Below are 25,638 nucleotides of genomic sequence, written 5' to 3'. Positions count from 1 at the left end.
GGATGCACCACGGCGAAGACCTCATCGTCCTCGGCGTCCTGTTCGTCGTCGCCTACGTCCTCGGCCGGCTGGGGAGGACGATCGGGCTCCCGGCCATCCCGATCTACATGGTCGTCGGGCTCCTCGCGAGCCCGAACTTCCACCTCTTCCCGCTCGACTTCGAGTCGAGCTACATCGAGCTGACCGCGGTCTTCGGGCTGATACTCCTGCTGTTCAACCTCGGCCTGGAGTTCGACCAGGACGAGTTCTTCGGGAACGCCGGCCGCCTGATCCTCTCCGGCGGCTCCTACATCGCGGTCAACATGGCCGTCGGCCTCGGCTTCGGCTTCGCGCTGGGCTGGGGGAGCCGCGAGGCGCTGATCATCGCCGGCATCACGGCGACGAGCTCGAGCGCGATCGTCACCAAGCTGCTGATCGAGCTCAAGCGCCTGGCGAACCCCGAGACGCCGATGATCCTGGGCGTCACGGTCGTCGAGGACATCTTCATCGCGGTCTACCTGGCGATCGTGTCCGTCGTGCTCTCGGGCGAGACGGAGCCGTGGCCGGTGGTGCTCAAGCTCGTCATCGCGTTCGCGTTCCTCGTGGTGATGTTCGCGATCGCCCGCTGGGGCGGGAAGGTCGTCTCCCGCTTCTTCCGCACTCGCGACGACGAGCTGTTCACGATCCTGTTCTTCGGTCTCGCCATCCTGTTCGGCGGCATCGGCGAGGTCCTCGGAGTGACGGACGCCATCGGCGCGTTCCTGATCGGACTGGTCATCGGAGCGACGCGGTTCCGGTCGAGGGTCGAGCACATCGCGATCCCGCTGCGCGACGTGTTCGGCGCGTTCTTCTTCGTCAACTTCGGTCTCGGGCTGGATCCCGGCGCGTTCCCGAGCGTCGTGGTCCCGGTGCTGATCGCCGCGGTGATGACCATCGTCCTCAACCTCGGCGCGGGGCAGTTCGTCGCGTGGCTCAACAAGCTCGGACCGCGCGCGGGCCTGAACGCGGCGTTCATCCTGCACAACCGCGGCGAGTTCGCGCTCATCCTGGCGACGCTCTCGCTCTCGGCGGGGCTCGACGAGCGGATCCAGCCCTTCGCCGGCCTCTACGTGCTGATCATGGCGATCGTCGGGCCGATCCTCGCCTCGCGCTCCGAGAGCATCGGCGCGTTCCTCTCGCGGCGGCGGCACCGCCCGGCACCCGCAGCGGCCACGGCCATGGACGAGGAGGACTTCGCGCTCGTGGAGGCGGCGATGGCCGCGCCCGCCGTCTCCGCGGAGGAGGCCCCCGCTCCTCCGAGGCGCCCCGCGGAGCCGGACGAGCTCGACGACGAGTTCCCCGATCCGATGCGCCAGGCGCTCATCGACCAGGCGATGCAGCAGTCCGACGGCGCCGACGACGCCCGGCCCCGCCGCCCGAGGGAGCCCGACTACTGATCCCACGGAGCTCCCACACTCACGGGTTAGGCTCGATCCGGCCCGCGGGACACCGCACGGATCGAGGGCGGACGAGGGACGAATGACGCAGAGCACGGTCGGGCAGGTGGCCCGGCGCCCGCGCTGGATCGCCGCGCTGGCGCTCGCACTCCTGATCGCCGGGCTCTTCGCCGCGCTCGGGCAGTGGCAGGTCGGCCGCGCGGTCGAAGCCGCCGCGCCCGACTCCGGAGTGTCGGAGACGACGCTCCCGCTCGCCGAGGTCGCGACCCCCTCCCGCTCGATCACGGCGACCGCCGACGGACAGCGCGTGGAGGGCTCGTCCGTCTTCGTGCCGGGCGGTGCCGAGATCCTCGGCGGCCGCCTGAACGGCGAGCAGCCGGGCTGGTGGGTCATCGCCCGTACCCGCACCGCCGACGCCGATCTGGTGCTCGCCTACGGCTGGACGCAGGACGAAGCGCAGGCGCAGTCCGTCGCGGACGCGCTCAACAGCGGGAGCGAGCAGGCGCCCTCCTCCTTCATCGGCCGCCTCGTGGCCAACGAGGCCGCGGAGGCGCCGGCGGAGGGCCTGGACCCCGCCACCCTCACCGCGCTCTCCGTCCCCGCGCTGATCAACCGCTGGCCGGACCCGCCGCAGGACGTCTACCAGGGCTACGTCGTCGTCGACGAGCCGGTCGCCGGCCTCGAGGCCATCGACTCCCCGGCGCGCGTGAGCGACGTCTCGCTGAACTGGCTCAACGTCTTCTACGCGATCGAGTGGGTCGTCTTCGCCGGCTTCGCCCTCTACCTCTGGTTCCGCCTCGTCAAGGACGCGTGGGAGCGCGAGGCCGAGGAGGCGCTCGACGCCGAGGAGCGCGCCCGCGCCGACCTGGGCGACCGGGCCGAGGCCCCCGCCCCCGCACCGTAAACTGGTCGTCATGCCCCTCGAGCCCAAGCCCGCGCAGTTCCCTGCGATCCGGAGCGCGCTGCGCTTCTACCGGGTGACCTCGATCATCACCGGCGTGATGCTGCTCCTGCTCTGCGCGGAGATGCTGCTCAAGTACGTCTTCCACCTCGAGCTGTTCGCCTTCGGCCAGCAGGGCGTCCTGCACTTCGCCCCGATGTACGAGGTGCCCGGAGGCGAGTTCACGTCGAGCGGCACCGGCGCGAACCTGTCCACCGGCATCCTGATCGCGCACGGCTGGTTCTACGTCGTCTACCTCTTCGCCGACTTCCGCCTGTGGAGCCTCATGCGCTGGCCGTTCACGCGATTCGTGCTCATCGCGCTCGGCGGCGTGGTGCCCACCCTCTCCTTCTTCGTCGAGACCCGCATCGCCCGCGAGGTCGAGCAGTACCTCGAGCGCCGGACCGCCGGCACCGACCCGAAGACCCCGACCGACTCCGTGGAGGCCCCCCATTAGCGAGCAGCCCACCGCTCCCCAGCCGCACCTGGCCGCGCAGCCCGTCCTCGTCGTCGACTTCGGCGCGCAGTACGCGCAGCTGATCGCCCGCCGGGTCCGCGAGGCGAACGTCTACTCCGAGATCGTGCCCTCCAACGCCACGGCCGCCGAGATCGCCGCGAAGTCGCCCGTCGGCATCATCCTCTCGGGCGGCCCCTCCAGCGTGTACGAGGAGGGTGCCCCGCAGCTCGACCCCGCGATCTTCGACCTCGGGGTCCCGGTCCTGGGCATCTGCTACGGCTTCCAGGTGATGGCGAAGACGCTCGGCGGCGAGGTCGCCAACACGGGGCTGCGCGAGTACGGAGCGACGGACGCCGCCCTCTCGACCGACGGTGGCGTGCTCCTCGGCGAGCAGCCCGCCGACCAGACGGTGTGGATGAGCCACGGCGACTCGGTCGCACAGGCGCCCGAGGGCTTCGAGGTCCTCGCCTCCACGAGCTCCACCCCGGTCGCCGCCTTCGGCAACGACGAGCGCCGTCTCTACGGCGTGCAGTGGCACCCCGAGGTCAAGCACTCCGCCTACGGCCAGGCCGTCATCGAGAACTTCCTCCACCGCGCCGCGGGCATCCCGGCCGACTGGAACTCCTCCAACGTGATCGACGACCAGGTCGCCGTGATCCGCGAGCAGGTCGGCACCGGACGCGTCATCTGCGGCCTGTCCGGCGGAGTCGACTCCGCCGTCGCCGCTGCGATCGTGCACCGTGCCATCGGCGACCAGCTCACCTGCGTCTTCGTCGACCACGGACTCCTCCGCAAGGACGAGCGCCGCCAGGTCGAGGAGGACTACGTCGCCGCGACCGGCGTCCGCCTGGTCACCGTCGACGCGCGCGAGCAGTTCCTCGACGCGCTCGCCGGCGTCAGCGACCCGGAGCAGAAGCGCAAGATCATCGGCCGCGAGTTCATCCGCACCTTCGAGGCCGCCGCCGAAGCGCTCGTGCTCGAAGCGCAGGGCGAGGGCGAGACGATCGACTTCCTCGTCCAGGGCACGCTCTACCCCGACGTCGTCGAATCCGGCGGCGGGACCGGCACCGCCAACATCAAGTCCCACCACAACGTCGGCGGACTCCCCGAGGACCTGCAGTTCGCCCTCGTCGAGCCGCTCCGCACCCTCTTCAAGGACGAGGTCCGCGCGATCGGCCGCGAGCTCGGCCTCCCCGAGGTCATCGTCGGCCGCCAGCCCTTCCCCGGACCCGGCCTCGGCATCCGCATCGTCGGCGAGGTCACCCAGGAGCGGCTCGACCTCCTCCAGGACGCCGACGCCATCGTCCGCGCCGAGCTCACCGCCGCCGGCCTCGACACCGAGATCTGGCAGTGCCCCGTCGTCCTCCTCGCCGACGTCCGCTCCGTCGGAGTCCAGGGCGACGGCCGCACCTACGGCCACCCCATCGTCCTGCGCCCCGTCTCCTCGGAAGACGCGATGACCGCCGACTGGACCCGCCTGCCCTACGACCTCCTCGCCAGAATCTCCAACCGCATCACCAACGAGGTGAGCGGCGTGAACCGGGTGGTGCTGGATGTGACGTCCAAGCCCCCCGGCACCATCGAGTGGGAGTGATTCCGCGGGTCTCCGCACGGTCATCTGCGGCGTTGTCGGCGGTTGCGATACCTCCGGTATCGCGCCCTTCTCCGCCTTGCAGCTGACCGCGCGGAGACCCGCGGAACGTCAGGAACGGCTCCCTTCGAAGGGGGCCGTTTCTTGTTGAGGGGAGCGGGTGGGGGAACGAGCCCCTGCGGGGCCGTTCCCGGGTGCAGGTAGAGGGGAACGAGCCCCTGCGGGGCCGTTCCCGGGATGCAGGTCGGGGAACGAGCTCAGGTGGCTGTTCAGGGAACGGGTGGCCGCGGTTCGGCCGGGGGATCGGTCGGGGTTGACCGGTGCCTGGCGAGGCGTTCCGAGTGGCGGTCAGCGGGACGAGGCCCTGCGGGGACGTTCCTGGGGTGCCGGCGGAGAAGCGAGCTCCTGCCGAGCGGTCGGGGAACGCGGGTCGGCGCTGGTCCGGGGGCCGAGGTGCAGGCGGCAGGCTCGCGAGCGCGGGTCAGGCGGGGGTGTCGAGCACGCCGATGAAGCGGGTGCCGATGCCGTCGTACTCGTCGCGGCGGTGGCCCTCGGGGTGGTGCGGCCAGGAGGCGGGGGAGTGGTCCTCGCAGACGAGGAACGTGAACTCGGGCCACCACTTCTTCGGGCGGGCGGCCTCGGAGCGGCCGCAGACGGCGCAGTCGAGGGTCACCCACACGGGACGCCTGCCGGTGCGGTTCGCGCGCGACTGGACGAGCCAGGCGGGCGGATCCTGCTCGAGGGCGGCGAGCTCCTCCTCCGACAGACGGGTGGGGATGCCGTGCCGCGTCGCCATCTCGAGGGGGATGTCGAGGCGCTGAGCGGCCTCGCGACGCGTGATCATCCGGCCACCCTAACCCAGCGCCGCGCGCGGACCCCGAGGCCGCAGCGACGCGCGCGCGAGCAGCCACTCCAGCGGGCCCTGCCCCACGAGCCGCCTCCAGAGGAGAGCGGCGACGATCGAGCCGACCACGAAGACGCCGAGCAGCGTCCAGCTGCGCCACGCCTCGAAGTCGAACGGCTCGTACGGGACCAGGTACACCGCCAGCGCCACGAGCTGCAGCGAGTAGATCGTCAGCGGCATCGCACCGACGGCCGCGATCGGAGTCGCCGCCCGTGCCAGGAGCGGCAGCCGCTGCAGCAGAGCCGTCAGCGCGCCGAGGACCACGCAGGCGACCCCGCCCGCCCCGAGGAGCTCGGCGGTGGTGCTGGCGTGCGCCTCCACCGCCTCCGGACCCCCGAGCAGCAGCCCGCCGCCGTAGCCGAGCACGGCCGAGACGGCGCCGCCGACGACGACCCAGCGCTGGGTGGTCGCGGACCGGACGTCGCAGCGCGCGATCAGGAGGCCGAGTACCACGTACGCCAGCCACGACGGCACCGGGTAGTACTGGGTGAGCCAGATGAGGGGCTGCGCGGCCAGGAGCGCCTCGTCGGGCGACAGGGTCGAGAGCCAGGAGCCGCCGGCGCTCGTCAGCGCGTCGACCGCGAGGGGCCCGGCGATCGCCGCGACCGCGACCAGCAGGGCGAGGACCGCCCGCGGCAGGAAGAGCAGCAGCGCCGCGACGAGGAACATCACCCCGTAGTGCGGCAGGATCACCGCGATCGGCGTCCCGAGCAGGGTGAGGGCGACGCCGATGACGAGCAGGTACAGCCCGCGGAGCAGGATCGATCCCGTGTCCTGCCAGGGCCGCGAGGAGCGCTGTGCGCCGCCCGTCATCAGCCCGATCGACACTCCCGCCAGCACGGCGAAGAGGACGGAGCTGCGGCCGTTCCAGAGCATCTCGCTCTCGACGGGGGCGAGGTGGGCGGCGAACATGCCGAGGACGGCCAGGCCGCGTGCGACGTCGAGGCCGACGATCCGGAAGTCTGCGGCGCTCATCCCTCCATCGTGCCAGGCGCTCCCGGCAGTGCACCGGGAACGACGCTGAGGCCGGGAACGACGACGGGCGCCCGACCCGGAGGTCGAGCGCCCGTCGGACGTGGTGCGCCGTGCTACTCGCGGAAGATCGCGACGAGGCGCAGGATCTCCAGGTACATCCAGACGACGGTGACCAGGATGCCGTAGGCGCCGGTCCAGCCGTAGATGCGGGGGAGGCGGTTGCGCACGCCCTGCTGGATGAACTCGAAGTCCATCACGAGCGAGTACGTGGCGAGCGCGACGGCGATGAGGCCGATCACGATGCCGATGAAGCCGGTGCGGAGACCGAAGCCGCCGCCGACGCCGAAGAGGCCGAGGCCCAGGTTCACCAGCGAGAACACCGCGTAGCTGATCATGCCGATGAAGAAGATCTTGTTGAGCTTCGGCGAGGTGCGGATCTTGCCGTTCATGAACAGCGCCAGGGTGACGCCGATCACGATGACGGTCGCCATGAGGGCCTGGACGACCGCTCCGGCGTACGCGCTCTCGAAGAACTTCGAGATCGCGCCGACAGCGATGCCCTGGGTCGCGGCGTAGCCGAGGATCAGGGCGGGCGACGGCTGCTTCTTGAAGGCGTTGACGATGCCCAGCACCAGCGCGACGAGCACGGCGGGGAGCATCAGGCCCGGGACGAACCAGCCGACGGCCGCACCCGCGAGGAGCACGACGAAGGCGAGGGCGGTCTTGGCGAGGGTGTCCTCGACGGTCATCCGGTCGGTCTCGACGGAGCCGGCGGCCGGACGGGAGTACATCTGGTCGAGCGTGCCGGGGGAGACGTCCGGGAGGTCCTGCACGCGGCCGGCGTAGCCGCGGTTGCTGAACTCCGGGCGTCCGAAGGCCGGATTGTTGCTTGCCATGGTTCCTCTTCTCTCAGGTGCGCTGGTCTCCGAGGGAACTCGCGGATCTGAGTCGCTGTGTGTGCGGGGTGCGCCGCGGATCCGAGAGGACTGCGACGATGGATACCACCTTATCTGAGAGCACCTCTCAGAGTCTGGCTGTTCTCTTCGAGCGGACCTCGACTCCGCTGCGAGCCGTGCAGAGCCGCCCGTAGGATCGCGGCATGCCCGCGCGCCAGTCACCGCTCGTCATCGGCCACCGCGGAGCGAGCGGCTACCGACCGGAGCACACCCGCTCCGCCTACGAGCTGGCGATCGCGCTGGGCGCCGATGCGCTCGAGCCCGATCTGGTGGCGACCCGCGACGGCGTGCTCGTCCTCCGCCACGAGAACGAGATCTCCGGCACGACGGACGTCGAGAAGCGCCCGGAGTTCGCTGCGCGCCGCACCACCAAGCGGATCGACGGCCGCGAGATCACCGGCTGGTTCACCGAGGACTTCACCTGGGACGAGCTGTCGGAGCTGCGGGCCCGCGAGCGGCTGCCGGCGGTGCGCGGCTCCAGCGCCACGTTCGACGGGCAGTTCCCGCTGCTGCGCTTCAGCGAGCTGCTGGCGCTGCTGGACCGGGCGGCGGAGGACGATCCGCTCGCTCCGCCGGGGCTCGTCGCCGAGATCAAGCACGCGACGTACTTCGCCGGGATCGGGCTGCCGCTGGACGTGCTGCTGTGCGAGGAGCTCGCCGCCGCGGGCTGGGGTCCGCGCGACCCGCGGCTCACGATCGAGAGCTTCGAGAAGACCGTTCTGGAGCGACTCGCGGTGAGCGGAGTCGGCACCCGCCGGATCTACCTGCTCGAGTCGCGCGGCGCCCCGCCCGACCTCGTGGCCGCCCACGGCGCCGACGCGGCCCCCTACTCCGCCTTCACCACGCCGGCGGGACTGCGGAACCTCGCCGGAGCCGTCGACGGGATCAGCGTCGACAAGAGCATGCTCTTCTCGCGGGACGCGGCCGGCCGGGCGACGGGGACCGGTCCGCTCGTCGAGGACGCTCACGCGGCCGGGCTCGAGGTCTACTGCTGGACGCTGCGCGCCGAGAACCGGTTCCTCGAGAAGGTGCACCGCCGCGGGAAAGACCCGGCGGAGTACGGCGGCTGGCAGGAGGAGTTCGCGATGATCCTCCGCTCGGGAGTGGACGGCGTCTTCGCCGACCAGCCCGATCTGGCGATCGAGGCGCGGGCGGCCGAGCAGGAGCGCCTGCTCCGCGGCTGATCGGTCCGCCGATCGGGTTCTCGTCCGGCGCGTGCCGAGCGGACGCGGAGGCTGCGCTGGCATCATCGGCTCACCACCGCCCGCCCGACCCTCGAGAGGAGGCCCCGTGTCCACCCGAGAGCGCATCACCCGCCGCTGGATCACCACCGCCGTCCTCGCCGTGATCGGCGTCGCCGTCGTCTACTGGCTCGCCGTGCTCACCCCTCAGGGCCAGGGCGTCGAGAACTCGGGGCTCCGGGGCGCCGACCTCGTCTTCGGCCGCGCCACCGGCGCCGCCGCGGGGGCGCTCGCGGACGTCACCCCGCTCTCCATGGTCGTCGGCGCCCTGCTCGTCGCGGCGATCGCGCTGATCCGGAGGCGCCCGGCGCTGGCCGTCGCCTCCGTCGGCTCGATCGTCGTCACGGCCGGGCTCACCCAGCTGCTCAAGAACGTGGTCCTCGAGCGGCCCGAGCTGGTCGACACCGACTCCTGGTACACCGGCGGCAGCTTCCCGAGCGGGCACACCGCGGCGGCCGTCTCGGTGGTCTTCGCCCTGGCGATGGTCGTCCCCGGGCGCGCGCGGACCGTCGTGCTCGCGCTGGGCGGCGCGGTCGTGGTGCTGGTCGGCAACCTGACGATGGCCGCCTCCTGGCACCGGGCGAGCGACGTCCTCGGGGCCGACCTCGTCGCGCTCGCCTCCGCCTCCGCCGCCTGCGCGTGGCTGACCACCAGGGCCCAGGTGGGCCGAGCGCCGAAGAGGCCCGCGCGGCGCGGGGTGAACCGGCTGCTCCTGGTGTGCTCGGTGATCGTGGTGGTGCTGCTCGCGGCGCTCGCCGTCCAGGGCATCCAGTACTACCCCGACGACACGAAGGACCTCACCGCCTTCGCGCTCCTGCAGCTCCTGGCGGTGTCGACGTCGGCGCTCGCCGTGCTCGGCTTCTCCCTCGCGTGGCGCGGACTGGACGTCGGCGGGGCGCTCACCTCGCCCGCGCCGCGTCAGCGGACCGCCTGACCGCTCCCGGTGTCGGAGGGGCGATCTACACTCGGAGGGACATGAGCTTCCTCTTCGATCCGAGCGACTCCCGCGCCACCCCGGTCATCGTCGGTCCCCCCGGCGGCCCCGGGGACGCGCCCCGCACCGACCCGGCGCACGAGCAGCTCGTCGCGGGGCTGAACCCACAGCAGCGCGAGGCGGTCGAGTACCGCGGAGACGCGCTGCTCATCGTCGCGGGTGCGGGCTCGGGCAAGACCAGCGTCCTCACCCGGCGCATCGCGAGCCTCCTGGGCAACGGCGAGGCCTGGCCGAGCCAGATCCTCGCGATCACGTTCACCAACAAGGCCGCGGCCGAGATGCGCGAGCGCGTCGAGAAGCTGGTGGGGCAGAGCGCCGAGGGGATGTGGATCTCGACGTTCCACTCCGCGTGCGTGCGGATCCTGCGCCGCGAGGCCGAGAACTTCGGCATGACCAAGTCGTTCACGATCTACGACTCGGGCGATCAGCGCGCCCTGCTCAAGCGCATCGTGAAGGACCTCGAGGCCGACTCGCTCGGGATCACCGTCGCGAGCGCCTCCGCGAAGATCTCCAAGCTCAAGAACGAGCTCGCCGACGTCGACTCCTACGCCCGCACCGCGAACCTCAGCGACCCGAACGAGGAGATGTTCCTCCAGGTCTTCCGGGCCTACTCGCGGGCGCTCGAGGGGGCGAACGCGTTCGACTTCGACGACCTGATCGCGCAGACCGTCTACCTCTTCCGCGCCTTCCCGCACGTCGCCGCGAAGTACCAGCGGCGCTTCCGCCACGTGCTGGTCGACGAGTACCAGGACACGAACCACGCCCAGTACTCGCTGATCCACGAGCTGACCCGGCCCGTGCCGCCGGCGACGATGGCGGCGGCGCAGTTCGACCGCCCCTACCGCGGACCGGTCACGGCCGACGGCTCCATCCCGGGGGCCTCGCTCACCGTCGTCGGCGATTCGGACCAGTCCATCTACGCGTTCCGCGGCGCCGACATCCGCAACATCGTCGAGTTCGAGCGCGACTTCCCGGGCTGCCGCGTGATCCTGCTCGAGCAGAACTACCGCTCGACGCAGAACATCCTCTCGGCGGCCAACGCCGTCATCTCGAACAACTTCGACCGTCGCGCGAAGAACCTCTGGTCCTCCAGCGGCGACGGGGAGAAGATCGTCGGCTACACCGGTTACTCGGGTCACGACGAGGCGCAGTTCGTGGTCGACGAGATCGCCCGCCTGCACGCGGCGGGCACCGGCTACGACGAGATCGCGGTCTTCTACCGCACCAACGCGCAGACCCGCGCGCTGGAGGAGATCTTCATCCGCTCCGCGCTGCCCTACCGGATCCTGGGCGGCACGAAGTTCTACGAGCGCGCCGAGATCAAGGACGCCCTGGCGTACCTGATCACGGTGGCGAATCCGGCCGACGTGCTGGCGCTGCGGCGCATCATGAACACTCCGAAGCGGGGCATCGGCCCCGCGACCGAGGCGCAGCTGCAGTCGTTCGCCGACACCAACGCGGTGACCCTGCGGGAGGCGATGCGCAACGCCGGCTCGCTCGGGATGGGCCCGAAGGTGACGAAGGCGATCGTCGACCTCGCGACCCTCCTCGACGAGTGCGCGCTGATGCTCGACCCCGCACGGGAGGGCGGCGAGGCGAAGGTGCACGAGGTGCTGACGGCGCTCCTCACCCGCAGCGGCTACCTCGACATGCTCCGCGCCAGCCGCGACCCGCAGGACGAGGCCCGCGCCGAGAACGTCGACGAGCTCATCGCCGTCACCAAGGAGTTCGCGCGCAACAACCCGGACGGCGGGCTCGTGGACTTCCTCACCGAGGTCTCGCTGGTCGCCGCGGCCGACGACCTCGACGACGACTCCGGCACCGTCTCGCTGATGACGCTGCACACGGCGAAGGGCCTCGAGTACGACGCCGTGTTCCTCACCGGCATCGAGGAGGACCTGCTCCCGCACCGCATCTCGGCGAACGAGCCCGGCGGCCCGGCCGAGGAGCGGCGGCTGTTCTACGTGGGGATCACCCGGGCCCGCAAGCGCCTCTACCTCTCGCTCGCGATGACCCGCGCGCAGTACGGCGAGACGTCGGTCGCGATGCCGAGCCGGTTCCTGCAGGAGATCCCGGGAGAGCTGATCCAGTGGCGCCAGTCGCCCGGCGCGGCGACCTCGCGCGGCGGCACGCAGCCCCGGGCCCTGAACGCTCAGCGGCCCGGCTTCGGCAAGTCGCGATCGAACACCGAGTTCCGGGAGGCGCTCGCCGCGGCGCCGAAGGCCAAGGGCGAGTTCCCGAACCGGATCACCGGCATGGTGCGCGACAACGGCGACCTCGAGCTGATCGCAGGCGACCGCATCCGGCACACCGACTTCGGTGAGGGGCGCGTGAACGCGGTGACGGGCGAGGGCTCGAAGCGCGTCGCGCACGTGCTCTTCGACCAGGTGGGCGCGAAGAAGCTGCTGATCAAGGTCGCGCCGATCGAGAAGATCTAGTCCGGTGGCGGCCGGATCGGCGGCCGCGCGGCTCGCGACGGAGGTGTTCTCCCCGGCGGTCCTCGCGGTGCTCGTGCCGGTCGTGGTCGGCGCGCGCGTCGCGGATCCGCCCCTGCTCGGCGTCGCCTGGGGAGCGCTCGCGGCGCTCTTCGTCGGCGTGGTGCCCTACCTCGTCATCCGCCTGCTGATGCGCACCGGCCGGATCCACGGCGACCATCACGTGCCCGACCGGCGCGAGCGGGCGCTGCCGATCGCGCTGGCGCTTGGGTCGATCGCGGCCGGCCTGGTACTGCTCGCCGTGCTCGGCGCTCCTGCCGCGGTGACCACGTTCGGCGTGGTGACGGTGGCCGTGGTGCTCGCCGTCGGCGTGGTCAACCTGGTCTGGAAGCTGTCCGGGCACGCGGCGGTGGTCGCCACCTGCGCCGTCGTCGTGCTGATCGCCTACGGACCGCTCTCCCTGCTGATCAGCGTGCCCATCGTCCTCTGGGTGCTCTGGTCGAGGGTGCGCCTCGGTGCGCACACCCCCGCTCAGGTCCTCGCGGGCGCCGCGGTCGGCACCGTCCTCGCCGGGACCGTCTGGTCCCTGCTCGGCTGACGTCCGTCCCTTCCCGTGTGCCCTCTGGTCGCCGTCCGCGAGATGCCGCTCCGGTGCGCGGTACGCCGTGGTGGGCTCACCCGAGCGGCATCTCGCGGAAGTGGTCAGCCGGCGTAGCGCGCGACGAGCTCCCGCTTGAGGATCTTGCCGCTGGGCCCGAGCGGAAGGGCGTCGACGAACTCGACGCGGCGGGGGAACTTGAAGGCGGCGAGATGCTCGTTCGCGTAGGCGATCAGCTCCTCCGCGGTGGCGGTCGCCGACGGGGCGAGGATCACCGCGGCCATCACCTCCTGGCCGTGGCGCTCGTCCGGAATCCCGAAGACCGCCGCGTTCTGTACGGCCGGGTGCCCGATCAGCACCTCCTCGACCTCGCGCGGGTACACGTTGTAGCCGTTGCGGATGATCATGTCCTTCGTGCGGTCGAGGATGCGGATGTAGTCCTCCTCGTCCTTCGTGCCCAGGTCGCCGGTGCGGAACCAGCCGTCGATCACCGCCTCCGCGGTCGCCGCCGGGTTGCCGAGGTACCCCTTCATCAGGTTGTGCCCGCGCACCACGATCTCGCCGAGCTCGCCCCGGGGGAGCAGCTCGACGCGGTCGGTCACGTCGGGGCGGGCGACCTCGACCTCGACGCCCCAGATCGGCGTGCCGACCGTGCCCGGCCGCGGCGGGACTCCGACGTGGTTGAAGGTGGCGACCGGGGAGGTCTCGGTGAGCCCGTAGCCCTCGTAGATCTCGACGCCGAACACCTCGCGGAAGCGCTCGATCACGGCGACGGGCAGGGCGGCGCCTCCCGAGACCGCGTAGCGCAGCGGCGGCCGGTCCTCGCGCCGGGTCGCGGCGTCGAGCAGGGCGACGTACATCGTGGGCACGCCCTCGAAGACCGTGCAGCCGTGGGCGATCATCGCCTCGAGCGCGGCGTCGCCGTCGAACTTCGGCACCAGGACGACCGTCGCGGCGGTGCGGAAGGCCGTGTTCATCGCGCAGACCTGCCCGAAGGTGTGGAAGAGCGGCAGCGCCCCGAGCACCACGTCGCCGCGGTGCAGGTCGAACGTGTTCATCAGCAGCACGTCCGACTGCGAGACGATCGCGAAGTGCGTCCCCTCCGCCCCCTTCGGGCGGCCGGTGGTGCCGCTGGTGTAGAGGATCGTCGCCGTGTCGGAGGGGGAGCGGGGCACGTAGCCGTCGATCGGGGTCGCCTCCGCGGCGAGGTCCTCCAGGCGCGGGAGGGGCGAGGCGGTGCCGTCGGGCACCATCACGCTCAGCACGGGAACGTCGGCGAGGTCCGCTCCGGCGGCCCCCTCGGCGAGCAGCGGAGCGGCGCACACGAGCGCGACGGCTCCGGAGTCGCGCAGGACGTAGGCGATCTCGTCGTGCTTGAGCAGGGCGTGCACGGGGACCACCACGGCGCCGAGCGCGAGGACGGCGAAGTAGCCGCGGGGGAAGTCGGGGACGTTCGGGACGAGCAGGGCCACGCGGTCGCCCGGTCCGATCCCCTGGGCGCGCAGGGCTCCGGCGTAGGCACGGGTCTGCCGCCAGAGGGTCGCGTAGTCGACGGCCTGCTCGCCGACGCGGATGGCGATCGTGTCAGGGGTGCGCCGCGCCGCCTCCGCCAGGATGGCCGCGACGGAGAGGGTGCCGAAGCCGGCGGCGGGCGGGGGAGCGGCGGGGGCCTCGGCCGTGCGGGGTTCGGTGATGCTCATCAAGGCTCCAGTCGTCGTTGACCGCCGCGGCGGATGCCGGGTGCTTCACCGTAGATCCGCCGGGCGGCCGCGTCGAGCGATCCGCACCGGATGTTCAGCACGGACGGGCGGGGAGTGCGCATCCCGGCGCCGAGCGGAAGGGGGTGCGGGAGGCGCGGGCGGCTGCCTACAGTCGGACTGCTGCGGCCCGGTTCCGCGGGTCGGACGACGGGAGGCGCGATGCGCGGCGAGGCGACGCTCTACACGGATGCGGTGGTGACGGCTCCGTTCGCCCTCGCGGTGATCGCAGAGGCGACCGGCTCGCGAGTGGTCGGCGCGCGGACCGCGGACGCGCACGTCCCGCTCTACAGCGGTCCGACGAGCGCGCGGGTCGAGATCGCGGGGTTCGGCGACAGCGTGCCGGTCACCGTCGACGTGCGCGACGAGCGCGGGATCGACGAGGCGCGTGCGGCCGCGCAGGCGCTCGGGCTGGAGCTCGCCGCCTACGCGGGCTGGGAGGTCGTGGCCGGCTTCTGAGCGTCGCGTCGGACCCGGGCGAGGTAGTAGCGGCTGGGCGCCGTCCTCACGATCGCGGGAAGCAGGCGGTAGACGGCGAAGGTGCGCGAGAGCGCCCGCTCGAACCGCGCCTCCTGCCGTGCGGTCCAGTGGAAGCCGAAGGGCTCGCGGAGCGCCGCCGGGAGCAGACCGGCGGTGATCAGGCGGAGGTAGGGGCCGAGCGGGCGCAGGTACCAGGCGGCGATGCTCGGGCCCAGCAGGTCGTGGGCGACCCGGCGGGCCGCGGGCGTGACCTCGAGGCGCTCCAGCTCCCGCTCCCAGTAGGCGTCGAACGCGGTGCGGGAGTCGGGCCAGAGGTCCGCGGGCATCTGCAGCGCCGCGCCGACGACGACGGAGCGGCGCACGATGTCGTCCGCCTCCTCCTCGCTCAGCGCACCGAAGGCGCCCTCGTAGAGCTGCAGCATCGACTGGGTGAGCGTCGCCGCGACCCAGCGCTGCAGCTCCGGGTCGAAGGCCGTGTAGCCGGGGCCGCGCACGGGCACGTGCGCCCTGTTCACGCGGCGGCGGACGGCGCGCACGTCCTCGGGAGTGCCGTAGTGCAGGACGTAGAGGTAGGAGAGCGTCCCGTGCAGGCGGTTCACGGCCCGGTGCACGAAGTCGGAGTGGTCGGCGACGCCCTGCCCGACCGCCGGGTGCGCGATCTGGAGGAGGATCGCGCGCGCGCCCGCCAGTAGGAACACGCCCTCGCGGAAGACGTCCGGGGTGCGGGAGGCCGACGACATGGCTCCACGCTACGCGGGAGCGGCGGGCGGAGGAGGAGCCGGCGCCCCCGGCGGGCGTCCGGCGGGCGCGGAGCGACCGCACGGGAAGCCCCCGGCGGGTGCGGAGTAGACTCGGCGCGGCCCAGGGACAGTGCCGAGACTCCGGCGTCGTCCGGGCCACCTCGAACTCGAAACGCAAGCGCGCTCGGCGCGGAATGGGAATGCAGCGTGGATCTCTTCGAATACCAGGCCCGTGATCTGTTCGAGAAGTACGGCGTCCCCGTGCTCCCGGGCATCGTCGCCGACACGCCGGAGGAGGTGCGCGCCGCGGCGGAGAAGCTGGGCGGCGTCACCGTCGTCAAGGCGCAGGTCAAGATCGGCGGCCGCGGCAAGGCGGGCGGCGTGAAGGTCGCGAAGACCCCCGAGGACGCGTTCGCCGCGGCGCGGTCGATCCTCGGCCTCGACATCAAGGGCCACGTCGTCAAGCGCGTCATGGTCGCCGGCGGTGCGCGCATCGACCGCGAGTTCTACTTCTCGGTGCTGCTGGACCGGGCCAACCGCTCCTACCTCTCGCTCACCTCCTACGAGGGCGGCATGGAGATCGAGCAGCTCGCCGTCGAGCGCCCCGACGCCCTCGCGCGCGTCGAGGTCGTCCCCGGCCAGGGCATCGACCAGGCCAAGGCCGAGGAGATCGCCCGCGCGGCGAAGTTCCCGGAGGAGCTGATCGCCAAGGTCGCGCCCGTCCTGGTGAAGCTCTACGACGTCTACACCGGCGAGGACGCCACGCTCGTCGAGGTGAACCCGCTCGTGCTCACCGAGGAGGGCGACATCGTCGCGCTCGACGGCAAGGTCTCGCTCGACGAGAACGCCGGCTTCCGCCACGCGGACCACGCCGCGCTCGAGGACAAGGACGCCGCCGACCCGCTCGAGGCGAAGGCCAAGGAGAACGACCTCAACTACGTGAAGCTCGACGGCGAGGTCGGCATCATCGGCAACGGCGCGGGCCTGGTCATGTCGACCCTCGACGTCGTCGCCTACGCCGGAGAGAGGCACAACGGCGTGAAGCCGGCCAACTTCCTCGACATCGGCGGCGGAGCCTCCGCCCAGGTGATGGCGAACGGCCTCGACGTGATCCTCGGCGACGAGCAGGTCAAGAGCGTCTTCGTCAACGTCTTCGGCGGCATCACCGCGTGCGACGCGGTCGCCAACGGCATCCTCCAGGCGCTCGAGATCCTCGGCGACTCGGCCACGAAGCCGCTCGTCGTCCGCCTCGACGGCAACAAGGTCGAGGAGGGCCGCGCGATCCTCCAGGCCGCCGCCAACCCGCTCATCACGCTCGCCGCGACCATGGACGAGGGCGCCGACAAGGCCGCCGAACTCGCCGCCGCGTAACGGACCCGACGACTCAAGGAATCAGAGAACAAGCATGTCGATCTTCCTCACCAAGGACTCCAAGGTCATCGTCCAGGGCATCACCGGCGGCGAGGGCACCAAGCACACCGCGCTGATGCTCAAGGCCGGCACGAACGTCGTCGGCGGCGTCAACGCCCGCAAGGCCGGCACGACCGTCACCCACGGCGACGTCGAGCTCCCCGTCTTCGGCACCGTGAAGGAGGCGATGGAGGCCACCGGCGCCGACGTCTCCATCGCGTTCGTGCCGCCCGCCTTCTCGAAGGACGCCGTCATCGAGGCGATCGACGCCGAGATCGGCCTCCTCGTCGTCATCACCGAGGGCATCCCGGTGCAGGACTCCGCGGAGTTCTGGGCGTACGCGCAGGAGAAGGGGAACAAGACCCGGATCATCGGCCCGAACTGCCCCGGCATCATCACGCCGGGCGAGTCGCTCGTGGGCATCACCCCCGCGACGATCACCGGCAAGGGCCCGATCGGCCTCGTCTCGAAGTCGGGCACCCTGACCTACCAGATGATGTATGAGCTGCGCGACCTCGGCTTCTCGACCGCCATCGGCATCGGCGGCGACCCGATCATCGGCACGACGCACATCGACGCGCTCGCCGCGTTCGAGGCCGACCCCGAGACGAAGGCGATCGTGATGATCGGCGAGATCGGCGGCGACGCCGAGGAGCGCGCCGCGGACTTCATCAAGGCGAACGTCACGAAGCCCGTCGTCGGCTACGTCGCGGGCTTCACCGCCCCCGAGGGCAAGACGATGGGCCACGCCGGCGCCATCGTCTCCGGCTCGGCCGGCACCGCGCAGGCCAAGAAGGAGGCCCTCGAGGCCGCGGGCGTGAAGGTCGGCAAGACGCCGTCCGAGACGGCCGCCCTGCTCCGCGAGGTCTACGCGGCGCTCTAGCGCCCGTCCTCCCCGCACCACCGTCGGAACGGACGGTGCCCCTGCTCCGGCGGGCGGCGCCGTCCGTTCCGTCGTCGGGGCGGGTCCGGCCGGAGTAGCGTCGCAGCGTGACCCGCCGCCTCGGACTCGACCTGCTGACCTTCGTGCCGTACCCGGAGGGCCCCGAGCAGCCCGGCGACGCCGCGCGGAGCCTCGAGGACGGGCTGGCACTGCTCGAGCTCGCCGAGGAGCTCGGCTACGGCACCGGCTGGGTCCGCGTGCGGCACTTCGAGCGCTACCTCGCGTCTCCGATGACCTTCTTCGCGGCCGCCTCCCAGCGGACCCGCCGCCTCCGCCTCGGGACCGCGGTCATCGGCGCCCGCTACGAGTCGCCCGTGCGCCTCGCCGAGGACGCCGCGACCGTGGACCTGCTCTCGGGCGGACGACTAGATCTCGGCGTCAGCAGCGGCTTCGCGCATCTCGCCTCCGTCTTCGACGGGGTGTTCGGGCAGGCCGAGCGCGACTTCCGCGAGGAGGCGCAGGAGCGCATCGCGCGACTCCGCGAGGCGCTCTCGGGCGCCGTGCTCGGCGTCGCGGAGTCGGCCCTGATGTCGGTCCCGGTCGGCGCTCCGCTCGTCCAGCAGCCGCACGCGCCCGGCCTCGCCGACCGGCTCTGGTACGGGGCGGGAACGGTGGCCTCCGCGGTCCGGGCGGGCGAGCAGGGCATGCACCTGCAGGTGTCCACGCTCAACACGGAGGAGACGGGCCTGCCGTTCGCCGAGCAGCAGGCGGTGCAGATCCGCGCCTACCGCGAGGCCTTCTCCGCCGCGCACCCGGGGCGCACGTCGAGGGTGACGGCGGGCCGCATCGTGCTGCCGCTGCTCGACGCCGCCGACGAGGAGGCGCACCGCCCCTTCATCGAGGGCTACCTCGCGCGGATGGACGACGAGGGCCGCCCCCGCACGGCCGACCGGTCGATCATCGCCGCCCCGATGCGCTTCAGCCCCCTCCACGTCGGGAGCCCGGAGCGGATCGTCGCGTCGCTCGCCGCGGATCCGGCGCTCGCGGAGGCGGACGCGCTCACGGTGACGCTCCCGGCGGTCGGCGGGGTGGAGTCGCACCGGCGCATCCTGCGCGCCGTCGCCGAGCGCATCGCCCCGCAGCTGGGCTGGACGCCCGGCGCCTGAGGATCAGCGCCGCGCGAGCAGTGCCCGGACGGGCCGCTGCAGCAGGAGCAGGAGCAGCCACCAGAGCCCGACCGACGGGATCAGCAGCGCCAGCGCCAGTGCGACGAGGAGCAGCGCGAGAGGCAGCAGGGCGGGCGCGAGCGGCAGGGGCCCTGCGCCGGGCCGCCTGAGCTCCGGGTGCCAGGAGAGGCGCAGCTCGATCAGGACCAGCGCCCCGCTCATCGCGGCCATCGTGCCGATGTAGAGCCCGATCGTCGCCCGGGAGTCCGGGAACAGCGCCAGCGCGCTCGTCGAGAACGGGAAGAACGCCAGCGCGGCCAGCCAGAGCAGGTCCAGCCACACCAGGGCGCCGTCGTAGTCCCCGGCGATCTCGAAGACGCGGTGGTGGGGGATCCAGAAGACGGCGATGACCGCGAAGGAGAGCGCGAAGGCGAGGACCGAGTCCAGGTGCTCCGCGAGCAGCGCCGGGACTCCGCCGCCCTCCCGGGCGACCTCGGGAGCCAGCTGCACGAGCGGCAGGACGAGGACGGTGATGGCGATGGCGGCGGTCGCGTCCGAGAAGTTGACGAGCCGGTCGAGCCCGCGCTCCGTCCGGCGGTGGGCCGCGCGTCCCCCGGGGCGCCCGCGGTGCACCAGGCGCTCGATCGGACCCGAGAGCAGGAGCAGCAGGAGCGCGAACATGTTGACGGCCGGCACCGCGACGGCGAGCACGAGGGCCGCGAGGAGGACGCTGATCACGATCAGCGACCTCGAGAGGGAGCGCCGCGGCTCCGCCCCCGGGGCCAGGAGATCCGGATCGCGGCGCACGATGAGCTGCATCGCGAGGGTCGCCGCGCTCGCCGCGATCATCGTGCCGATGTAGAGCGCGATGACGCTGCCGTCGGTGTCGAGCACGTTCGAGATCAGGTTCGCCGCGAAGGGGAGCAGCACGACCGCGGCCAGCCAGACGAAGTTCGCGACGACGAGCGCGGGCGAGTACCGGGCCACGCCCTCGAAGACGGAGTGGTGGACCGCCCACAGCCGCCCGATCACGGCGAACGTGATGAAGAAGGCGGAGAGGGTGCCGTAGTGCCCGGTGAGGAGGGACCCCAGATCGGCCGCGCGGCCCTCCTCGACCACGTCGACCAGGGGGAGGACGAGGAACGTGATGGCGATGGCGACGACGGCGTCGGAGAAGTTCACGAGGCGGTCCAGGCCGCGCTCCGTCCGTGCGTCCGAGGTCCCCGTCATGGCTCCGACACTAGAGGGCCGGGCGGCGCGCCCCTGACCCGCCTCCGAGCGCGCCGCCGCTAGGCTCGTCAGGCCCATGAACCGGATCACCGTCGCCCTCCTCGCCGCCTTCGACGCCGCGCTGTCGGCGCTGATCGGGATCGCGATCCCGCTCGTCCCGCTGACCGTCCTCTGGGCCGTGCAGTACGACACGACGGTCGACTTCGGCGTGTTCTGGCGGGTCGCCGCCGACGCCTGGCTGCTCGGCCACGGGGCCGACCTGCAGGCGGCGCTGGCCCCCGACTCCGCCCTCGCCGTGGCGCTGCCCGGAGGCGCGGACGCCTTCCCGGTGACGATCGCTCCGCTGGCGTTCGCACTCCTCACCGTGCTGCTCGGCGCGCGCACCGGCCGCCGCGCCCAGGAGTCGCCGTTCCGGGCCATCGGCGTCCTCGTCGCGATCGCGACCTACCTGGCGATCGCGCTCCTGGTCTCGCTCGGATCCGCGGACCCGGCCGCCACCGTCGATCCCCTGCAGGGGACGCTGCTGCCGCCGCTCGTCTTCGCGCTGGGGGTGCTCGTCGGAGCAGCGCTCCACTCCGCCCGCAGCGACGAGGCCGACCCCCTCGGCGAGCTGGCCGCCTCCGCGCTCGACCGCGTCCCCGCGCCGGGGCCCGGGCTCGTCCTCGCGTCGCTGCGCGGGGGAGCGCTCGCCGCGGCCGGCGTGGTCGGAGTCGCGGCGGTGCTCGTCGCCGTGCTGCTGGTCGTGCACTACACCTCGGTCGTCGCGCTCTACGAGAGCCTCGGCGCCGAGGCGCTCGGCGGCCTGGCCCTCACTCTCGGACAGCTGGCGTTCCTCCCGAACCTGGTGATCTGGGCGGCGAGCTGGCTGATCGGCCCGGGCTTCGCCCTTGGCACCGGCTCCTCCGTGAGCGCGGCCGGGACGCTGCTCGGACCGATCCCGTCGATCCCGGTCCTCGCCGCACTGCCCGCAGGGGACTCGGCCTTCGGCTTCCTCGGGCTGCTCGTGCCGCTGCTCGCCGGGTTCGCCGCGGGATGGCGGCTGCGGCGCGGCGTGATCGAGGCGCTCGACGGACGCTCGCTGCTGCGCTGGGGCGCCGCCGCGGCCGGCGGGATCGGCGTGGTCGGCGGCCTGCTGCTCGGGCTCCTCGCCTGGTTCTCGGCGGGCGCCGCCGGGCCCGGGCGGCTCGCCCAGGTGGGCCCGGACCCGCTCGTCGTCGGGGCGGTCGCCGCCCTCGAGCTCGCGCTGGCCGCGGGCCTGGGCCTCGCCGCGGGCCGCAGCCGACGCGGCTGACGCCGGCGGAGGCGTCCCCCTAGACTTGCGCAGTGCTGAAGTTGGTCGTGCTCCTCTCCGGCGGCGGATCGAACCTCCGCGCCCTGCTGGACGCCACCGGCGACGTGGGCTTCCCCGCCCGCATCGTCGCGGTCGGCAGCGACACCGACGCCGAGGGCTTCCGCCACGCCGAGGAGCGCGGAGTCCCCGCCTTCACGGTCGCGCCGCGCGACTTCTCCTCCCGCGACGAGTGGGGCGCCGCCCTGCTCGGGCGCATCCGGGAGTGGGAGCCCGACCTCGTCGTCTGCGCGGGCTTCATGCGCATCCTGCCGCCCGTGGTGGTGGACGCGCTCAGCCCGCGGATGATCAACACGCATCCCGCCCTGCTGCCCCTCTTCCCCGGCGCCCACGCCGTCCGCGACGCCCTCGCCGCCGGCGCGACCGAGACCGGCGTCACCGTGCACGTGATCGACACCGGCGTCGACACGGGACCCGTCATCGCCCAGGAGAGCCTCGCCGTGCTCCCCGGCGAGAGCGAGGACGCGCTGCACGAGCGCATCAAGACCATCGAGCGTCGCCTGCTGGTGCAGACGGTGCTCGACATCGCCCACGGAACCGTCGACCTCGAGGAGCTCGCCCGCGCATGAGCATCACCGCCCACGACCCCAGCAGCTACGACGACCGCGACCGGGTCCCCGTCCGCCGGGCGCTGATCTCGGTCAGCGACAAGACCGGCCTGCTCGAGCTCGGAGCGGCGCTCGCCGCGGCCGACGTCGAGCTCGTCTCCACCGGCTCGACCGCAGCGACCCTCCGCGGCGCCGGCCACGAGGTCACCGACGTCTCGGCCGTCACCGGGTTCCCGGAGTCGCTCGACGGCCGCGTGAAGACGCTGCACCCGGCCGTGCACGCGGGCATCCTCGCCGACCTGAGGCTCGCCTCGCACCGCGAGCAGCTGGAGCAGCTCGACATCGCCGCGTTCGAGCTGGTCGTGGTGAACCTGTACCCGTTCCGCGAGACCGTCGCCGGCGGCGCCGACGCGGCGACCGTGGTCGAGAACATCGACATCGGGGGCCCGGCCCTCGTCCGCGCCTCCGCGAAGAACCACGCGAACGTCGCGATCGTCGTCGATCCGGCCGACTACTCCGGGATCGCGACCGCCCTCGCCGACGGCGGCACGACGCTCGCCGCGCGCCGCACCCTGGCGGCCCGCGCCTTCGCGCACACCGCCTCCTACGACTCCGCCGTCGCCGCCTGGTTCGCCGGGCAGGAGGCGGCCGAGGGCGTCGAGGGCTCGGTCGAGATCCGCGGGACCCTGCAGCAGGTCCTCCGCTACGGCGAGAACTCGCACCAGAAGGCGGCCCTCTACGTCTCTCCCGACGGCACCGGCATCGCGCAGGCGACACAGCTGCACGGGAAGGAGATGTCCTACAACAACTACGTCGACGCCGACGCGGCCGTCCGCGCGGCGTACGACTTCGTACTGCCCGCCGTCGCGATCATCAAGCACGCGAACCCGTGCGGCATCGCGATCGCGAGCTCGAAGGCGATCGACCCCATCGCCTCCGCCCACCGCCGCGCCCACGAGTGCGACCCGGTGTCGGCCTTCGGCGGCGTCATCGCCGCGAACCGGCCCGTCACCCTCGCCATGGCCGAGACGGTGAAGGAGATCTTCACCGAGGTGCTCGTCGCCCCCGGCTTCGAGCCCGAGGCGCTCGAGGTGCTGAAGACCAAGAAGAACCTGCGCCTGCTGCAGCTCCCCGACTTCTACGCCCCCGTCGAGCGCGAGTTCAAGCAGATCTCCGGCGGCCTGCTGCTGCAGGAGCCGGACCGCTTCATCGGCGGCCCCGGCGAGGTCAGCTCCGGCTGGCAGCTCGTCGCCGGCGAGCCCGCCGACGCCGACACGATGCTCGACCTCGAGTTCGCGTGGAAGGCCTGCCGCGCCGTCAAGTCGAACGCGATCCTCCTCGCCAAGGGCGGCGCCTCCGTCGGCGTCGGCATGGGCCAGGTCAACCGCGTCGACTCCTGCCACCTCGCCGTCACCCGCGCCGGCGACCGCGCCCCCGGCTCCGTCGCCGCCTCCGACGCGTTCTTCCCCTTCGCTGACGGCCTCGAGGTGCTCCTCACCGCCGGCGTGAAGGCCGTCGTCCAGCCCGGCGGCTCCGTCCGCGACGCCGAGGTCATCGACGCGGCCGCCCGCGCCGGCGTCACGATGTACACGACGGGGGAGCGGCACTTCTTCCACTGAGTGACGGGCGCTCCGCGCCCGTCACTCGGTGGAAGAAGTGGTGTTCGATCTCCCCGCCGCTCCCTGCGCGGCGGGGCGCGGTCGGCTTCGCGACGGGGTGCGTTCCGTAGAGCGGGGTGCGTCGCCGGTCGCGGGAATCGCTTGGCACGCGATTCCCGCTGAACCGGCTCTGCCTTGCGGTGCTCGTCTTCCCCGCCGCTCCCTGCGCGGCGGGGCGCGGTCGGCTTCGCGACACGGAGCGTTCCGCGGAGCGGGTAGCGTCGCCGACCGCGTGAATCGCTTGGCACGCGATTCCCGCTGAGTCGGCTCTGCCTTGCGGTGGGCGGTTTCCCGGCCGCTCCTCGCGCGGCGGGGCGTGGTCGGCGTCACGACGTGAGGCTTTCCATGGAGTGGGGGCGTCGCCGGTCACGGGAATCGCTTGGCACGCGATTCCCGCTGAAACCGCTCTGCCGTGCGGTGGGCGGCTCTTAGGGGGCTGCTAGGGGATCGACAGGCGAGGCGCGGGCGGGGGCGCGTAGGGTCACCGGGTGCCTTCCGACTCGACGCCCGCGTCCACTCCCGACACCCCGACCGCCGCGACCACGATCGCCCCGAACCGGGGCCGCGCGCCCGGGACGGGCCGCCGGATCCTCGTCGCGCTGCTCGCCGCCGCGGCGACCGCGCTCGTGGCGCACCTCGCCAACCTGCTGGCCTTCTTCATCGGCAACCAGCTGCAGCCCGGCTCCATCCCGCAGGTCAACGCCTACTTCCTGCTCTCGAGCGTGCTCGGCTTCGTGGTCGTCCTCGTCCTCGCCGTCGCGGGGATGCTCGGACGCACCTGGAGCGCCGCGCTCGCGGGACTCGTCGCGGGTGTGGTCGGAGCCGTGTTCGGCACGCTCGTCCAGGCCAGCGCCACCGGCGAGGCCGTCACGGGCGCCGTCTGGGCCTCCATCTTCCAGACCTTCGCCGGACTCAACCTCGTCTTCCTGCTCGCGTTCACCGTCTCGGCGGCGAGCGTCGGCCGCGCGCTCTGGAACCGCCTCCGCACCACGGGCGCTCCGGCCGCCGTCGTCACCGACCGCCGCATCGCGATCGTCCGGGCCCCGGCCGCCGACCTCTCGGCGGGCGAGCTCACCCACCTCGAGCGCGTCCCCGTCGACCAGCAGCGCGCCCAGCAGCAGTGGGAGGCGTACGTCGACCTGCTCGAGCGGGCCGGCTGGGAGACGGTCGAGGCCGCACCGGCGCCCGGACTCGCCGACTCCGTCTTCCTCGAGGACGCGGTCGTCGTCTTCGGCGACCACGCCGTGATCGCCCGGTCCGGAGCGGAGTCCCGCCGCGGAGAGACGGCGGGCGCCGAGGAGGCCGTCCGCGCCCTCGGCCTGACGGTCGACCGCATCGAGGAGCCGGGCACGCTCGACGGCGGCGACGTCCTCAAGGTGGGATCGACGGTCTACGTCGGCCGCGGAGGCCGGACCGACGCGGCGGGGGTAGCCCAGCTGCGCGCGATCCTCCGCCCCCGCGGGTACGACGTCGTCGCGGTCCCGCTGACCAAGGTGCTGCACCTCAAGAGCGCCGTGACCGCGCTGCCCGACGGCACGGTCATCGGCTGGGAGCCGGTCGTCGACGAGCCGCGCCTGTTCCCCTCCTTCCTGCCGATGCCCGAGGAGCCGGGCGCCCACGTGGTCGTCCTCGACGACGACACCCTCCTGATGGCCGCCTCCGCTCCCCGGAGCGCCGAGCTGCTGCGGAGCCTGGGCTACCGCGTCCTCACCGTGGACGTCTCGGAGTTCGAGAAGCTCGAGGGCTGCGTCACCTGCCTCTCGGTCCGCGTCCGCTGACGGCGGAGGCGGGGGGAACCGCCGGATCGCGGCGGCCGCTGGACGGAGCACATAGCCCGGGTATAGCCTTCAAGGCTGCCCGGAGCTCTTCGGCCCGGTGGCACCTCCCGCCTCCGCCGTCAGCGGACGCGGAC

The 25,638-nt window shown here is 72.5% G+C and carries 22 protein-coding genes; 16 read left to right on the top strand and 6 right to left on the bottom strand.

Annotated features, from left to right (window positions below; translation table 11 throughout):
* Positions 1-2 precede the first annotated feature (2 nt).
* From C5C63_RS14505 to guaA, 4 genes are all read left to right on the top strand, one after another.
* Entirely contained in the window at positions 3-1,415 is a 1,413-nt protein-coding gene (locus tag C5C63_RS14505; protein WP_104234167.1) for a cation:proton antiporter, read from the top strand.
* An 82-nt stretch (positions 1,416-1,497) separates the two neighbouring features.
* Positions 1,498-2,319, top strand: a complete 822-nt coding sequence (locus C5C63_RS14500) for an SURF1 family cytochrome oxidase biogenesis protein (RefSeq protein WP_104292891.1) — start codon at positions 1,498-1,500, stop codon at positions 2,317-2,319.
* Positions 2,320-2,329: 10 nt separating this feature from the next.
* Positions 2,330-2,812, top strand: a complete 483-nt coding sequence (locus C5C63_RS14495) for a DUF3817 domain-containing protein (protein WP_104234169.1) — start codon at positions 2,330-2,332, stop codon at positions 2,810-2,812.
* Between the two features lie 28 nt (positions 2,813-2,840).
* Positions 2,841-4,406, top strand: a complete 1,566-nt coding sequence (gene guaA, locus C5C63_RS14490) for a glutamine-hydrolyzing GMP synthase (protein ID WP_104227304.1) — start codon at positions 2,841-2,843, stop codon at positions 4,404-4,406.
* Between the two features lie 478 nt (positions 4,407-4,884).
* Here the strand turns inward: guaA and C5C63_RS14485 are convergent, their stop codons facing one another.
* The 3 genes from C5C63_RS14485 to C5C63_RS14475 form a co-directional block, all read right to left on the bottom strand.
* Positions 4,885-5,247 (bottom strand): DUF5997 family protein, encoded by a 363-nt coding sequence (locus C5C63_RS14485; RefSeq protein ID WP_104224739.1) that lies wholly within the window; start codon positions 5,245-5,247, stop codon positions 4,885-4,887.
* Positions 5,248-5,256: 9 nt separating this feature from the next.
* The gene (locus tag C5C63_RS14480; protein ID WP_104292890.1) at positions 5,257-6,282 is read right to left on the bottom strand and encodes a DUF418 domain-containing protein; all 1,026 of its coding nucleotides are present in this window, start codon (positions 6,280-6,282) and stop codon (positions 5,257-5,259) included.
* Positions 6,283-6,395: 113 nt separating this feature from the next.
* Entirely contained in the window at positions 6,396-7,178 is a 783-nt protein-coding gene (locus C5C63_RS14475) for a Bax inhibitor-1/YccA family protein (RefSeq protein ID WP_104224741.1), read from the bottom strand.
* 203 nt (positions 7,179-7,381) lie between these two features.
* Here C5C63_RS14475 and C5C63_RS14470 point away from each other — a divergent pair, with 203 nt between their 5' ends.
* From C5C63_RS14470 to C5C63_RS14455, 4 genes are all read left to right on the top strand, one after another.
* Positions 7,382-8,422 (top strand): glycerophosphodiester phosphodiesterase family protein, encoded by a 1,041-nt coding sequence (locus tag C5C63_RS14470; protein ID WP_104292889.1) that lies wholly within the window; start codon positions 7,382-7,384, stop codon positions 8,420-8,422.
* 106 nt (positions 8,423-8,528) lie between these two features.
* Positions 8,529-9,413 carry a phosphatase PAP2 family protein gene (locus C5C63_RS14465; protein ID WP_104224743.1) on the top strand — a complete coding sequence of 295 codons (885 nt, stop codon included), beginning with the start codon at positions 8,529-8,531 and terminating at the stop codon, positions 9,411-9,413.
* A gap of 41 nt (positions 9,414-9,454) precedes the next feature.
* Entirely contained in the window at positions 9,455-11,911 is a 2,457-nt protein-coding gene (locus C5C63_RS14460) for an ATP-dependent helicase (protein ID WP_104261607.1), read from the top strand.
* A 4-nt stretch (positions 11,912-11,915) separates the two neighbouring features.
* The gene (locus tag C5C63_RS14455; protein ID WP_104292887.1) at positions 11,916-12,506 is read left to right on the top strand and encodes a phosphatase PAP2 family protein; all 591 of its coding nucleotides are present in this window, start codon (positions 11,916-11,918) and stop codon (positions 12,504-12,506) included.
* A 104-nt stretch (positions 12,507-12,610) separates the two neighbouring features.
* On the opposite strand, the gene C5C63_RS14450 is transcribed toward C5C63_RS14455, so the two are convergent.
* Entirely contained in the window at positions 12,611-14,206 is a 1,596-nt protein-coding gene (locus C5C63_RS14450; protein WP_104234174.1) for a long-chain fatty acid--CoA ligase, read from the bottom strand.
* A 219-nt stretch (positions 14,207-14,425) separates the two neighbouring features.
* On the opposite strand from C5C63_RS14450, the gene C5C63_RS14445 reads away from it, so the two are divergent.
* Positions 14,426-14,722 (top strand): hypothetical protein, encoded by a 297-nt coding sequence (locus C5C63_RS14445; RefSeq protein WP_104224926.1) that lies wholly within the window; start codon positions 14,426-14,428, stop codon positions 14,720-14,722.
* Here C5C63_RS14445 and C5C63_RS14440 read toward each other — a convergent pair.
* Positions 14,689-15,483, bottom strand: a complete 795-nt coding sequence (locus tag C5C63_RS14440) for an oxygenase MpaB family protein (RefSeq protein ID WP_104292886.1) — start codon at positions 15,481-15,483, stop codon at positions 14,689-14,691. The genes C5C63_RS14445 and C5C63_RS14440 overlap by 34 nt on opposite strands.
* Positions 15,484-15,690: 207 nt before the next feature.
* Between C5C63_RS14440 and sucC the strand changes: the two genes are divergently transcribed.
* From sucC to C5C63_RS14425, 3 genes are all read left to right on the top strand, one after another.
* Positions 15,691-16,854 (top strand): ADP-forming succinate--CoA ligase subunit beta, encoded by a 1,164-nt coding sequence (gene sucC, locus C5C63_RS14435; protein WP_104292885.1) that lies wholly within the window; start codon positions 15,691-15,693, stop codon positions 16,852-16,854.
* A gap of 34 nt (positions 16,855-16,888) precedes the next feature.
* Positions 16,889-17,776, top strand: a complete 888-nt coding sequence (sucD, locus tag C5C63_RS14430; RefSeq protein WP_104224929.1) for a succinate--CoA ligase subunit alpha — start codon at positions 16,889-16,891, stop codon at positions 17,774-17,776.
* Between the two features lie 107 nt (positions 17,777-17,883).
* Complete coding sequence (locus tag C5C63_RS14425; protein ID WP_104292884.1) at positions 17,884-18,942, top strand: LLM class flavin-dependent oxidoreductase; 1,059 nt, start codon at positions 17,884-17,886, stop codon at positions 18,940-18,942.
* A gap of 3 nt (positions 18,943-18,945) precedes the next feature.
* On the opposite strand, the gene C5C63_RS14420 is transcribed toward C5C63_RS14425, so the two are convergent.
* The gene (locus tag C5C63_RS14420) at positions 18,946-20,172 is read right to left on the bottom strand and encodes a TMEM175 family protein (RefSeq protein WP_181068417.1); all 1,227 of its coding nucleotides are present in this window, start codon (positions 20,170-20,172) and stop codon (positions 18,946-18,948) included.
* 76 nt (positions 20,173-20,248) lie between these two features.
* On the opposite strand from C5C63_RS14420, the gene C5C63_RS14415 reads away from it, so the two are divergent.
* From C5C63_RS14415 to ddaH, 4 genes are all read left to right on the top strand, one after another.
* Positions 20,249-21,463: a DUF6350 family protein gene (locus C5C63_RS14415; protein ID WP_104227293.1), complete on the top strand. Its 1,215-nt coding sequence runs from the start codon at positions 20,249-20,251 to the stop codon at positions 21,461-21,463.
* A gap of 32 nt (positions 21,464-21,495) precedes the next feature.
* On the top strand, positions 21,496-22,089 hold the full coding sequence (purN, locus tag C5C63_RS14410; RefSeq protein ID WP_104326315.1) for a phosphoribosylglycinamide formyltransferase: 594 nt from the start codon (positions 21,496-21,498) through the stop codon (positions 22,087-22,089).
* Complete coding sequence (purH, locus tag C5C63_RS14405) at positions 22,086-23,687, top strand: bifunctional phosphoribosylaminoimidazolecarboxamide formyltransferase/IMP cyclohydrolase (protein WP_104326314.1); 1,602 nt, start codon at positions 22,086-22,088, stop codon at positions 23,685-23,687. Before purN ends, purH begins: the two co-directional genes overlap by 4 nt.
* Positions 23,688-24,214: 527 nt before the next feature.
* Complete coding sequence (gene ddaH / locus C5C63_RS17540) at positions 24,215-25,504, top strand: dimethylargininase (protein WP_308471258.1); 1,290 nt, start codon at positions 24,215-24,217, stop codon at positions 25,502-25,504.
* Positions 25,505-25,638 lie beyond the last annotated feature (134 nt).

Source organism: Rathayibacter sp. AY1B8, from assembly GCF_002932775.1.
Lineage (GTDB): Bacteria > Actinomycetota > Actinomycetes > Actinomycetales > Microbacteriaceae > Rathayibacter.
Note: the sequence above shows the minus strand (reverse complement) of the source record. Positions and strands in the feature narration are given on the sequence as shown.